Origin of the sequence: Kitasatospora sp. NPDC059812 (assembly GCF_042732075.1) — a bacterium.
GTDB lineage: Bacteria > Actinomycetota > Actinomycetes > Streptomycetales > Streptomycetaceae > Kitasatospora.
Map to the genome: position 1 here is coordinate 144,816 of NZ_JBHWIO010000005.1, position 13,449 is coordinate 158,264.

Consider the following 13,449-nt stretch of genomic DNA (forward strand, 5'->3'; position numbering starts at 1 on the left):
CCCCGCGGGCGGAGGGCGTCCTACACCCACCCGGGGGGGGGGGGGGGCGCCGCGCCCCGGGCGCCCCCCCCCCGGCCCGTCGGGTGTGTGGGGGAGTGGGGCCGGGAGAGGTCGTCGAGACCTTGATCCGGACCAGGGGCGGACCAGATCCGGTCCGTGAGCGAGGGTTGCCTGGTCTGAGCGTGCCTGGCTAGCGGTCTGTAGATCTGCCGCGCAAGCTACGCAGGTTCGAAGCCTGCACCAGCCACGGGATGGAGAACAGCCCCCGATCTGCGGAGACGCGGATCGGGGGCTGTTGTCGTTTTCGCGTCGTGTGAGGGCCGCGGCGGTGCCGGGCCGGTGGCCGGGCACACTTATTGCGCATTGCTTGCAATTACGGGCAGCAGGCAGCAGAGTGGGTGCGGGGGTGGGTGGGGCCGTTCAGCGTGATTGTGGTGGTGTCCCGGGTGTGCGTACGGCGCGCCGGGGGTTCTTCGCAAGAGCTGGTCGTCTTCCCAACCGGCGCCCGCCGGGACAGCGGCCCACCCATCCCCGCCACCGCCCCCCGCCATGAGCTCTCCCGCGGTGCGTCAAGGGCCCGTCAATGGTTCCTGGGGTGGCGTCAGGAATGCGTAGGGGTCGGGGGAAGGGCAGGGGTGCGGCCCGCAGGATCGGAGGAACTACCGATCGCGGAGGTTCCGTCCGATGTCCAGCGCCATCACCACCCCGGCCGTCACGGCCGAACCCGAGCCGCCGGACGCCGGTGCGGGCGACGAGCGGCACCGGCTGAGTGCGCTGGGCGGTCTGGCGGCGCTGTCGTTGGACGCCATGGCCTCGGTCGCGTACGGGCCGGAGTCGATCGTGCTGGTGCTGGCCGCGGCCGGGGCGTACGGGCTGGGCTTCACGCTGCCGGTGACGGTGGCGATCGCGGTGCTGCTGGGTGTGCTGGTGGCGTCGTACCGGCAGGTGATCGCGGCGTTCCCGGACGGCGGCGGCGCGTACGCGGTAGCGAAGGAGCACCTGGGCCGGCGGACGGCGCTGACGGCGGCCGCCTCGCTGGTGATCGACTACATCCTGAACGTGGCGGTCTCGGTGACGGCGGGGGTGGCGGCGCTGACTTCGGCGGTGCCGAGCCTGTACGACGACCGGGTCTGGCTGTGCCTGGGCGTGCTGGCCCTGGTGACGGCGGTGAACCTGCGGGGGATCGCCGAGTCGGCGCGCTGGTTCATGGCGCCGACGGCGGTCTTCGTGGTGTCGATCCTGGCGATCATCGTGGTCGGCCTGTTCCGGGACGGCCCGGCGAGCACCGAGGCCGCCGCGGGCCACGCCTCGACGCTGGCCGAGAACGCCACGACCGTCGGTGCGCTGCTGCTGCTCAAGGCGTTCGCGGCCGGGTGTTCGGCGCTGACCGGGGTGGAGGCGGTGGCGAATGCCGTCCCGTCGTTCCGGACCCCGCGGGTGAGGCGGGCGCAGCACACCGAGGTGGCGCTCGGCGCCCTGCTCGGCGTGATGCTGATCGGGCTGGCCGTGCTGATCGGCCGTTTCCACCTCCAGCCGGTGGAGGGCGTCACGGTGCTGGCCCAGCTCGCCGACGCTTCGCTCGGCCACGGCGCCGCGTTCTACGTCGTCCAGTTCGCCACCGTGGTGCTGCTCGGGCTGGCCGCGAACACCTCTTTCGGCGGGCTGCCGGTGCTGCTGCACCTGCTCGCCCGGGACAACCACCTGCCGCACGTGTTCGCGCTGCGGGCCGACCGCCAGGTGCACCGGCACGGGGTGCTGTTCCTCGCCCTGGTGTCGGCGGCGCTGCTGGTCGGCTCGGGCGGGGACGTGAACAGCCTGGTGCCGCTGTTCTCGATCGGCGTGTTCGTCGGGTTCACGATCTGTCAGGTCGGCATGGTCCGGCACTGGTCCGTGCACCGGCCGGCCGGCTGGGCGTGGAAGGCCGCGCTGAACGGGTTCGGCGCGCTGCTCACCGGGGTCGCGACGGTGGTGGTGACCGGCACCAAGTTCACCGAGGGCGCCTGGGGCATCGTGGTGGCGCTGCCGCTGCTGGTGGTGCTGTTCGAGGCGGTGCACCGCAGCTACGGGCTGATCGGCGAGCGGCTGGAACTGGGCCGGGTGCCGGGCGCGGTGACCCGCCAGCGCAGCCTGGTCGTCGTGCCGGTGACGGCCATCACCCGGCTGACCCGGGACGGCCTGTCGGCGGCGTTGTCGCTCGGCGACGAGGTGCTGGCGGTGACGGTGGTGCACGAGCAGTCCGAGGCGGAGGCGCTGCGGCGGGACTGGGAGCTGTGGCAGCCGGGCGTGCCGCTGGTGGAGATCCCGGAGGACCGCCGCCGGCTGGGCCAGCCGATCGCCGCGTTCGTGAACCGGCTCGGCGAGGAGCACGCCTACGACCGGCTGACGGTGCTGATCCCGGAGGTGGAGCCGGCCCGCTGGTGGCAGCGGGCGCTGCAGAACCGGCGTGGCGCCGTGATCGACCGCGCGCTGCGCCGGCACACGGACGCGGTGGTCTGCCGGCTGCGGATGCGGATGTGACCCGGGCCGGTGCAGCCGAGGTGTCGGGCGGCCTGGCGGGGTTTCCGGGGGAGGCGCCCTGGTGGGCGTCCATACCCTGGACGCCCGATAACAACCTGGCATCTTGACGCGGTCTTAACGGGGCACTCTTGACGCCCTCGATACGCCCGGCGCCCACCCGCCCGCAGCGGCTCTGACCTGCGGGAAGGCCTTTGATCTGGTGGGCGCCGGGCGATCTCCACAACGAATTCCGTTGCGTTTTCCCGACCTAACCTCACATTTGTGTTCAACGTGCCCCAGGCGCTCAAGCGCCTCGTCATCGGCCGGGCCATGCGCAGCGAGGAGCTCGGCGAGACGCTGCTGCCCAAGCGGCTGGCGCTGCCGATCTTCGCCTCCGACCCGCTCTCCTCGGTCGCCTACGCGACCCAGGAGATCCTGCTGGTGCTCACCGTCGGTGGCGCCGCCTTCCTCTACCTGACCCCGTGGGTCGCGGCCGGTGTGGTCGCGCTGATGGCGGTCGTGGTGATGTCCTACCGCCAGGTGGTGCACGCCTACCCGAGCGGCGGCGGCTCGTACGAGGTGGTGTCCCGCAACCTCGGCGCCAACTCCGGTCTGGTGGTGGCCGCCTCGCTGCTGGTCGACTACGTGATGACGGTCGCGGTGTCGGTGGCCTCCGGGGTGGACAACATCATCTCGGCGGTGCCCTCGCTGGCCGGCCACCGGGTCTGGCTGGCGCTGGGCTTCGTGCTGCTGCTGATGGCGGTGAACCTGCGCGGCGTCCGGGAGTCCGGCAAGGCCTTCGCCGCGCCGACGTACCTGTTCATCGGCGGCATCCTGCTGATGGTGGTCACCGGGCTGGTCCGGGTCGCGCTCGGCGACGCGCCGGTGGCGTCCAGCGCCTCGTACGGGATCCTCCCGGAGGAGGGCAAGGACACGGTGGCCGGCCTCGGCCTGCTGATGCTGGGCCTGCGGGCGTTCGCCTCCGGCTGTACGGCGCTGACCGGGGTGGAGGCGATCTCCAACGGCGTCCCGGCGTTCCGGGCGCCGAAGGCGAGGAACGCCGCGCGCACCATGGCCGTGATGGGCACCACGGCCGTGGTGATGTTCGTCGGCATCACCGCCCTCGCGCTGATCGCCAAGGTGCACATCACCGAGGGCGGCGCCTGTCGGCTGACCGGCTTCCCCGGCGACTGTGCGAGCACGCCCCAGCAGACCGTGATCGCCCAGCTCGCGGCGGCGATCTTCGGCGGCGACCACAGCGTGCTGTTCTACGCGATCCAGGCGGTCACCGCGCTGGTGCTGATCCTGGCCGCCAACACCGCCTTCAACGGCTTCCCGCTGCTGGCGTCGATCCTGGCCGAGCACCGCTACCTGCCCCGGCAGATGCACACCCGCGGGGACCGGCTGGCCTTCTCCAACGGCATCATCGCGCTCGCGGTGGTGGCCGGCGGGCTGCTCTGGCTGTACGACGCGAACGTCACCAGCCTGATCCACCTGTACATCCTGGGCGTCTTCACCTCCTTCACGCTGTCCCAGATCGGCATGGTCCGGCACTGGAACCGGGCGCTGGCCACCGAGACCGATCCGGCGGTGCGCCGCTCGGCGCTGCGCTCCCGGGTGATCAACGCCTTCGGCGCGGTCGTCACCGCACTGGTGCTGGTGATCGTGCTGCTCACCAAGTTCACCCAGGGCGCCTGGCTGGCCGTGGTCGCCGCGCTGGTGCTGTGGCTGATGATGCGCGGCATCCGCCGGCACTACGACGGCGTCGCCGCCGAGCTGGCGGTGGACGACCCGGAGGCCGAGTCGGCGCGGCCCGCCCGGGTGCACGGGATCGTGCTGGTGTCCAAGCTGCACAAGCCGACGCTGCGGGCGCTCGGCTACGCGGAGGCGTTCCGGCCGGACTCGCTGGAGGCGCTGACGGTGGCGGTGGAGCCGGAGGCCACCGGGGAGTTGGAGCGGCAGTGGACGGAGGCCGGCGTCCGGGTGCCGCTGAAGGTGCTGGACTCGCCGTACCGGGAGATCACCAAGCCGGTGCTGGCGTACGTGCGGGAGCACCGCCGGGACAGCCCCCGGGAGGCGGTCGCCGTGTTCATCCCGGAGTACGTGGTCGGCCGCTGGTGGGAGCACCTGCTGCACAACCAGTCGGCGCTGTGGTTGAAGAGCCGGCTGCTGTTCACGGCGGGCGTGATGGTGATCAGCGTGCCGTGGCAGCTGACCTCCTCCGGGCGCGCGGGCGGCCCGTCGCGCCGGGCGCCCGGCGCGGTGCGCCGGGGCGAGCCGGCCCCGGGGAGCGGGTACGAGCGGCTCCCGGCGCCGGAGAAGGTCTGACCGGAGCAGTAGCCGCCCCCGGGCTCCTCGCCAGCCCGCCCGCACGAGCCCGCACCCGCCCGCACGAGCCCACACCCCACCCGCACCCCCACCCGTACGGAAGCCCCGGAATCCCGGGGCTTCCGGCGTTCCGGCGCCGGGTCGATCACGGCCTGATGACGACGGTCACGGCCCGGTGAAGCGGGCGTCAAGGTCGCGTCAACGTCCCGCAGTCACCCGTATGGAGGGCGTCAGGGAGCCATAACGCGCCTCTGACGGCTGCTTTGCTGCATCTGCCGGTCGTCCGCCGGCGCCGCGCGAAGCCCCCGGCCCGCCCGCGGCAGTCTCCCGAACCGCTCTGGTGGAGCCCATGTCCGATCTCATCTACGTCGGTGTCACGGTCGCCGTGTTCGCCGTCATCGCCCTGATCGCGCGGGGGGTGGAGAAGCTGTGAGCGCGGAGAACATCGCAGGTCTGATCGTGGCCGTCGCGCTCGTCGGCTATCTCGTCGTGGCGCTGATCTTCCCGGAGAAGTTCTGACATGGGATCCACTCTCGCGGGCTGGTTGCAGGCCCTTGCCCTGGTCGGGGCACTGGCCCTGTGCTACCGCCCCCTTGGCGACTACATCGCCAAGCTCCTCACCACCACCAAGCACCTCAGAGTCGAGCGCGGCATCTACAAGGTGATCGGCGTCGACGGCGACGCCGATCAGCGCTGGCCGGTGTACCTCCGCTCGGTGCTGGCCTTCTCGGCCGTCTCCGTCCTCTTCCTCTACGGCCTGATCCGCCTCCAGGGCTACCTGCTGCTGAACCTGGGTGTTCCGCAGATGGAGGGCCACCAGGCCTGGAACACCGCGATCTCGTTCGTCGCGAACACCAACTGGCAGTCCTACGCCGGTGAGTCCGCGATGGGCCACCTGGCGCAGATGGCGGGCCTGGCGGTGCAGAACTTCGTCTCCGCGGCCGTCGGCATCGCCGTCGTCGGCGCGCTGATCCGGGGCTTCACCCGCAACCGGACCGACCGGGTCGGCAACTTCTGGGTGGACCTCACCCGGATCAACCTGCGCCTGCTGCTGCCGATCTCGATCGTCTTCGCCCTGGTCCTGGCCGCCTCCGGCGTGATCCAGAACTTCCACGGCTTCCACGAGGTGGCCACGCTCGGCGGCGAGGTGCAGAAGATCCCGGGCGGCCCGGTGGCCTCCCAGGAGGTCATCAAGCTGCTCGGCACCAACGGCGGCGGCTTCTTCAACGCCAACTCCGCGCACCCGTTCGAGAACCCGACCGGCTTCTCCAACCTGGTCGAGATCTTCCTGATCCTGCTGATCCCGTTCGCGCTGCCGCGGGCCTTCGGCCGGATGGTGGGGGACAACCGCCAGGGCTACGCGATCCTCGCCGTGATGGGCCTGTTCTGGGTCGCCTCGACCGCCCTGCTCACCTTCGCCGAGTCGCAGCACCAGGGCACCGCCCTGCAGGCCGCGGGCGCCGCGATGGAGGGCAAGGAGCAGCGCTTCGGCATCGCCGCCTCCGGCCTGTTCGCCGCCTCGACCACGCTGACCTCGACCGGCGCGGTGAACTCCTTCCACGACTCGTACACGCCGTTCGGCGGCGGGCTGACGGTCTTCAACATGATGCTGGGCGAGATCGCGCCCGGCGGTGTGGGATCGGGCCTGTACGGCATGCTCGTGCTGGCGATCGTCGCGGTGTTCGTCGCCGGTCTGATGGTCGGCCGCACCCCCGAGTACCTGGGCAAGAAGCTCGGCGGCCGGGAGATGAAGTTCGCCTCGCTGTACATCCTCACCACGCCGACCCTGGTGCTGGTCGGCACGGGCCTGGCGATGGCCCTGCCGGGGGAGCGGGCCGGGATGCTCAACTCGGGCGCCCACGGCTTCTCCGAGGTGCTGTACGCCTTCACCTCGGCGGCCAACAACAACGGCTCGGCCTTCGGCGGCATCACCGTCAACACCGACTGGTACGACACGGCGCTCGGCCTGGCGATGATCTTCGGCCGCCTCCTGCCGATCGTCTTCGTCCTGGCGCTGTCCGGTTCGCTCGCCCAGCAGCAGCCGGTCCCGGCCACCCCGGGCACCCTGCCCACCCACAAGCCGCTGTTCGTGGGCCTGCTGTCGGGCGTCATCCTGATCGTCGTCGGCCTCACCTACTTCCCGGCCCTGGCTCTCGGGCCGATCGCGGAAGGTCTCTCCTGATGTCCACCCCTACGCTCAACCCCGCACCGGCCGACAAGGCCGAGCCCGCCGCGCAGCACAGAGTGGCCAGCGGCCTGCTCGACCCGAAGCTGATCGTCGCGTCCCTGCCGGACGCGGTGAAGAAGCTCGACCCCCGGGTGATGGTCAAGAACCCGGTCATGTTCGTGGTCGAGGTCGGCTCGGTGGTCACCACCGTCTCCGCGATCGCCAGCCCGTCCGTGTTCGCCTGGTCCATCACCGTCTGGCTCTGGCTCACCACGATCTTCGCCAACCTGGCCGAGGCCGTCGCCGAGGGCCGCGGCAAGGCCCAGGCCGACACCCTGCGCAAGACCAAGACCGAGAGTGTCGCCCGCCGGCTCACCGACTGGCCCGCCACGCAGGCCGAGGAGGAGGTGCCGGGCACCGCGCTGCGGCTCGGCGACCACGTGGTGGTCGAGGCCGGGCAGATCATCCCCGGCGACGGTGACGTCGTCGAGGGCGTCGCGAGCGTCGACGAGTCGGCGATCACCGGCGAGTCCGCGCCGGTCATCCGCGAGTCCGGCGGTGACCGCTCGGCGGTGACCGGCGGCACCAAGGTGCTGTCCGACCGGATCGTGGTGAAGATCGCCTCGGAGCCCGGCAAGTCGTTCATCGACCGGATGATCGCCCTGGTCGAGGGCGCCGCCCGGCAGAAGACGCCGAACGAGATCGCGCTGAACATCCTGCTCGCCTCGCTGACCATCGTCTTCCTGGTCGCCGTGGTGACCCTGCAGCCGATGGCCACCTACGCGGGCGCCCCGCAGTCGATGATCGTCCTGGTCGCCCTGATCGTGGCGCTCATCCCGACCACCATCGGCGCGCTGCTCTCCGCGATCGGCATCGCCGGCATGGACCGGCTGGTGCAGCGCAACGTGCTGGCGATGTCCGGCCGGGCCGTCGAGGCGGCCGGCGACGTCAACACCCTGCTGCTGGACAAGACCGGCACCATCACCCTGGGCAACCGCCAGGCCGCCGAGTTCCTGCCCGCCCCGAGTGTGTCCACCGAGGAACTGGCCAGCGCCGCGCAGCTGTCCTCCCTCGCGGACGAGACCCCGGAGGGCCGCTCGATCGTGGTCCTCGCCAAGACCGAGTACGGCCTGCGGGCCCGCGCCCAGGGCGAGCTGACGCACGCCACCTGGGTCCCGTTCACCGCCCAGACCCGGATGTCCGGCGTCGACCTGGACGAGGCCGAGGCGGTCCACCAGGTCCGCAAGGGCGCGGCCGGCGCGGTCACCAACTGGGTGACCGAGAACGGTGGTTCGGTCGGCAACGAGGTCTCCGCCCTGGTCGACGGGATCTCCGCGGCCGGCGGCACCCCGCTGGTGGTGGCGACCAAGGTCGGCGCCAAGCCGGCCCGCGTCCTCGGGGTCATCCACCTCAAGGACGTGGTCAAGGAGGGCATGCGGGAGCGCTTCGACGAGCTCCGCCGGATGGGCATCAAGACCATCATGATCACGGGCGACAACCCGCTGACCGCCAAGGCGATCGCGGAGGAGGCGGGCGTGGACGACTTCCTCGCCGAGGCCACCCCCGAGGACAAGATGGCGCTGATCAAGAAGGAGCAGGAGGGCGGCAAGCTGGTCGCGATGACCGGCGACGGCACCAACGACGCCCCCGCGCTCGCCCAGGCCGACGTCGGCGTGGCCATGAACACCGGGACCATGGCGGCCAAGGAGGCCGGCAACATGGTCGACCTGGACTCCAACCCGACCAAGCTGATCGAGATCGTCGAGATCGGCAAGCAGCTGCTGATCACCCGTGGCGCGCTGACCACCTTCTCGATCGCCAACGACGTGGCCAAGTACTTCGCGATCATCCCCGCGATGTTCGCCGGGGTCTACCCGGGCCTGAGCCACCTCAACATCATGGGCCTGCACAGCCCGCAGTCCGCGATCACCTCGGCGATCATCTTCAACGCCCTGGTCATCATCGGCCTGATCCCGCTCGCCCTGCGCGGCGTGCGCTACCGCCCGTCCGACGCCAGCTCCCTGCTGCGCCGCAACATCGGGGTCTACGGCTTCGGTGGTCTGGTGGTGCCGTTCGTCGGCATCAAGCTGATCGACCTGATCGTCCAGTTCATCCCCGGCCTGAGCTGAGAGAGGAGAATCCGATGTCCAAGCCCCTGCCGACGACCGTCCGCACCCACTTCACCGCACTGCGGGCGCTGCTGGTGCTCACCGCGATCCTCGGGATCGCCTACCCGCTGCTGGTCACCGGGATCAGCCAGGTCGCCTTCACCGAGAAGGCCAACGGCTCGCTCGTGAAGTCCGACGGCAAGGAGGTCGGTTCCAGCCTGATCGGCCAGAACTTCAACCTCCCGAAGAAGAACCCCGACGACCCGAAGGAGGAGGCGCAGCCGGACCCGAAGTGGTTCCAGCCCCGCCCCTCCGCGGCCGGGACCGGCTACGACTCGTCCTCGTCCGGCGCCTCCAACCTCGGCCCGAACAGTGACGACCTGCTGAAGGCCGTCAACGACCGCCGTGCCGCCGCCGCCGAGTTCGACGGCGTCGCCCCGGAGAGCGTCCCGGCCGACGCGCTGACCGCCTCCGGCTCCGGCCTCGACCCGTACATCTCGGTCGCCTACGCCGAGGAGCAGGTGAACCGGGTCGCCAAGACCCGGAACCTGTCGGCGGACGCGGTGCGCAAGCTGGTCGAGAAGTACACCGAAGGCCGCTCGCTCGGCTTCCTCGGACAGGAGGGCGTCAACGTCCTCCTGCTGAACCGGGCCCTCGCGGAACAGAAGTGACAGGTCAACGGCTGGATCCGTGAAACAGGCCGACCCGGGCCGGGGCACCACCCCCGCGCCCGGGTCGGCCGCCGTACGTCCCGACCCCGGCCCGAGGACGCCCTGGCGGCAGCCCTCGCAGGAACGAAAGAGCAGTGCCCATGGCCCGCGACCTCACCCCCGGCACCGGCATCCGCAGGGGCCGGCTGAGGGTGTACCTCGGTTCCGCCCCGGGGGTCGGCAAGACCTACCGGATGCTGGACGAGGCCCGGCGCAGACAGGAGCGCGGGGCCGACGTCGCGGTCGGGTACATCGAGTGCCACGGCCGCCGCCACACCGAGGGCATGCTGGACGGCCTGGAGGTCCTGCCGCGTGTCCAACGCTTCTACCGCGACGCCGAGTTCGACGAGATGGACCTCGACGCGGTGCTCACCCGCCGCCCGTCCGTCGTGCTGGTCGACGAACTGGCGCACACCAACATCCCCGGCGGCCGCCACGCCAAGCGCTGGCAGGACGTCGAGGAACTGCTGGCCGCCGGGATCGACGTCATCACCACCGTCAACATCCAGCACCTGGAATCGCTGAACGACGTCGTCCAGAAGATCACCGGCATCCCGCAGCGCGAGACCGTCCCGGACGAGGTGGTCCGCCGGGCCGACCAGATCGAACTCGTCGACATGGCCCCGCAGGCGCTGCGCCGCCGGATGGCCCACGGCAACGTCTACAGGGCGGAGAAGGTGGACGCCGCGCTCTCCAACTACTTCCGGGTCGGCAACCTCACCGCCCTGCGCGAACTCGCCCTGCTCTGGGTGGCCGGGCGGGTCGACGAGGGCCTGCGCGACTACCGGGCCAGCCACAACATCGACCGCGTCTGGGAGACCCGCGAACGCGTCGTGGTCGCCCTCACCGGCGGCCCCGAGGGCGAGACCCTGATCCGCCGCGCCGCCCGGATCGCCGACCGCACCGCCGGCGGCGACCTGCTGGCCGTCCACGTCACCCGCAGCGACGGCCTGGCCGGCGCCTCCTCCGGTGCGCTCGCCCAGCAGCGCCAGCTGGTCGAGACCCTCGGCGGCAGCTACCACGTGGTGGTCGGCGACGACATCCCCACCGCGCTGCTCACCTTCGCCCGCGCCCACGACGCCACCCAGCTGGTGCTCGGCACCAGCCGCCGCGGCCGGATCAACCGCTTCCTCACCGGCCCCGGCATCGGCGAGACCACCGTGGACGACTCCGAGGACATCGACGTCCACATGGTCACCCACGAGTTCACCGGCCGCGGCCGGCTGCCCTCGCTCGGCCGCCGCCACTCCAAGCGCCGCACCATCGCCGGCTACGCCGCCGGCCTCGTGGTGCCCTGGCTGCTGACCGCGCTCCTGTCCCAGGCGCACGAGAGCATCAACCTCACCACCGACGCGCTGATCTTCCAGCTCGGCGTGGTCATCGTCGCCCTGCTCGGCGGCGCCACCTCCGCCCTGCTGGCCTCGGTCAGTGCCTCGCTGCTGCTCAACTACTACTTCATCCCGCCGATACACGCCCTGACCATCGGCGAGACCAACAACATCGTCGCCCTGGTCGTCTTCGCCTCTGTCGCGCTCGCCGTCGCCACCATCGTCGACCACGCCAGCCGGCTCACCAGTCGCGCCGCCCGTGCCACCGCCGAGGCCGAGACCCTCTCCACCCTGGCCGGCAGCGTGCTGCGCGGCGCCGACGCCCTGTCCGCCCTGATGGAGAAGTCCCGGACGGCCTTCGGCATGCAGGCCGTCGCCCTGCTCTCCCGGGTCGACGACGAGGTGCTCGCCCACTCCGAGGCCGAGCACCAGGACGACACCGACGGGCAGAGCGAGACCACCGAGGTGCCGGTCGGCGCGGACGCCGTCCTGGTCCTCACCGGCCGCCGGCTGCCAGCCGCCGACCAGCGCGTCCTCACCGCCTTCGCCGCGCACGTCGCCGTCGCGCTGGAACGCGACCGGCTCGCCGTGGTCGCCGCCGAGGTCGAGCCGATCAAGGCCGCCGACCGGATGCGCACCGCCCTGCTCGCCGCCGTCAGCCACGACCTGCGCACCCCGCTCGCCGCCGCGCTCGCCTCGGTCGGCTCGCTGCGCAGCCCCGACGTCGAGTTCTCGCCCGAGGACCAGGCCGAACTGCTCGCCACCGCCGACGAGTCGCTGGTCAAGCTCACCCGCCTGGTCGACAACCTGCTCGACATGAGCCGCCTCCAGGCCGGCGCGCTCACCCTGCACCTCGCCGAGACCCACCTCGACGAGATCCTGCCCCGGGCGCTCGACAGCCTCCCCGACCCGTACGCCCCGATCCAGCCGCTCGACCTGGACACCGCGCCGCCGGTGCTCGCCGACCCGCCGCTGCTGGAGCGGGTGCTCGCCAACGTGATCACCAACGCGCTGCGTTACAACGCGCCCGGCGCGCCCGTCCTGGTCACCGCCAGCCACCACGCCGACCAGGTCGAGATCCGGGTGATCGACCGCGGCCCCGGCATCGCCCCCGAGGAGCGGGACCGGGTCTTCCTGCCCTTCCAGCGCCTCGGCGACACCGACAACACCACCGGTGTCGGTCTCGGCCTCGCGCTCTCCCGCGGCCTGGCCGAGGCCATGGGCGGCAGCCTGGAGGTCGAGGACACCCCCGGGGGCGGCACCACCATGCTGCTCACCCTGCCCGCCGCCACTCGGGAGGAGCCCGTACATGAGTGGACGAACTGAACGAACCGCCGAAAGCTGCGTGTCCCGCGAAGCGACCGCCGAGCGGAGCGAGGTGGCCGCATGAGCGAGATCCTGATCGTCGACGACGAACCGGCCCTGCTGCGCACGCTGCGGATCAACCTCAGCGCCCGGCAGTACGCCGTGCGGACGGCCGCCAGCGGCGGCGAGGCGCTGGACCGCGCCGCGCACTCCGCCCCGGACGCCGTGCTGCTCGACCTCGGCCTGCCGGACCTGGACGGCATGGACGTGCTGCGCGGCCTGCGCACCCGCAGCGCGATGCCGATCATCGTGCTCTCCGGCCGGTCCGGTGCCGCCGACAAGGTGGGCGCCCTCGACGCGGGCGCGGACGACTACCTCACCAAGCCGTTCCTGATGGAGGAACTGCTGGCCCGGCTGCGTGCCGTGCTGCGCCGGCCGCTGGGCGGTGCCCCGCTGGGGCGGCCGGTGATAGGCGACCACACCGTCGACCTGACGGCCACCACGGTGACCGGCCCGCGGGGCCCGGTGCGGCTCACCCCGACCGAGTGGCGGATCCTCGCCCTGCTGGTGGCCAACCCGGGCCGGCTGGTGCCCGGGCGGCAGATCCTGCGGGAGGTGTGGGGGCCGGCCCAGGAGGCGCGCGGCAACTACCTGCGGGTCTACCTGGCCGGGCTGCGCCGCAAGTTGGAGCGTGACCCGGGCCGCCCGCGGCACCTGATCACCGAACCGGGGATCGGGTACCGGTACGAGCCCTGAGCGCCCCCCGGCCGCCGCCGCGTCAACGACCCGTCAAGAGCGGGCCGGAGACCGACAGGGGAGCGTCAAGGCAGGCCCGGAGCGGTGTTCCGTGGGCGTAGCGTCAGTGCTGACCGAGCGGGCCCGGCTCCAATGTGGGGGAGGCCCGGGACCGCTCCAGCCGCCGTTGAACGGCGGCCCGCCGGGGGGGGGGGGGGGGGCGGCCCGCGGGGGGGGTTAAACAAAAACGAGACCCCCAGCAGCACACCACA

General features: G+C 71.8%; 8 protein-coding genes. All 8 read left to right on the top strand.

All coding sequences use genetic code 11. The features are described 5' to 3' along the window. Positions 1-684: 684 nt before the first annotated feature. The gene (locus ACFV6D_RS04460) at positions 685-2,517 is read left to right on the top strand and encodes an APC family permease (RefSeq protein ID WP_380489280.1); all 1,833 of its coding nucleotides are present in this window, start codon (positions 685-687) and stop codon (positions 2,515-2,517) included. Between the two features lie 309 nt (positions 2,518-2,826). Next, a complete protein-coding gene (locus ACFV6D_RS04465) occupies positions 2,827-4,824 on the top strand; it encodes an APC family permease (RefSeq protein ID WP_380429418.1) in 1,998 nt (665 codons plus the stop codon). Between the two features lie 429 nt (positions 4,825-5,253). Further along, positions 5,254-5,343 carry a K(+)-transporting ATPase subunit F gene (kdpF, locus tag ACFV6D_RS04470; protein ID WP_037971201.1) on the top strand — a complete coding sequence of 30 codons (90 nt, stop codon included), beginning with the start codon at positions 5,254-5,256 and terminating at the stop codon, positions 5,341-5,343. 1 nt (position 5,344) lies between these two features. Then, positions 5,345-7,006, top strand: coding sequence for a potassium-transporting ATPase subunit KdpA (kdpA, locus tag ACFV6D_RS04475; RefSeq protein WP_063348921.1), 1,662 nt, complete (start codon positions 5,345-5,347; stop codon positions 7,004-7,006). Then, positions 7,006-9,120 carry a potassium-transporting ATPase subunit KdpB gene (kdpB, locus tag ACFV6D_RS04480; RefSeq protein ID WP_380558336.1) on the top strand — a complete coding sequence of 705 codons (2,115 nt, stop codon included), beginning with the start codon at positions 7,006-7,008 and terminating at the stop codon, positions 9,118-9,120. Before kdpA ends, kdpB begins: the two co-directional genes overlap by 1 nt. A gap of 14 nt (positions 9,121-9,134) precedes the next feature. Continuing rightward, on the top strand, positions 9,135-9,770 hold the full coding sequence (gene kdpC, locus ACFV6D_RS04485) for a potassium-transporting ATPase subunit KdpC (RefSeq protein WP_371518384.1): 636 nt from the start codon (positions 9,135-9,137) through the stop codon (positions 9,768-9,770). Between the two features lie 140 nt (positions 9,771-9,910). Then, positions 9,911-12,463, top strand: a complete 2,553-nt coding sequence (locus ACFV6D_RS04490) for an ATP-binding protein (RefSeq protein ID WP_380558340.1) — start codon at positions 9,911-9,913, stop codon at positions 12,461-12,463. A gap of 60 nt (positions 12,464-12,523) precedes the next feature. Next, positions 12,524-13,198, top strand: coding sequence for a response regulator (locus tag ACFV6D_RS04495; protein WP_363580044.1), 675 nt, complete (start codon positions 12,524-12,526; stop codon positions 13,196-13,198). Positions 13,199-13,449: the final 251 nt, after the last annotated feature.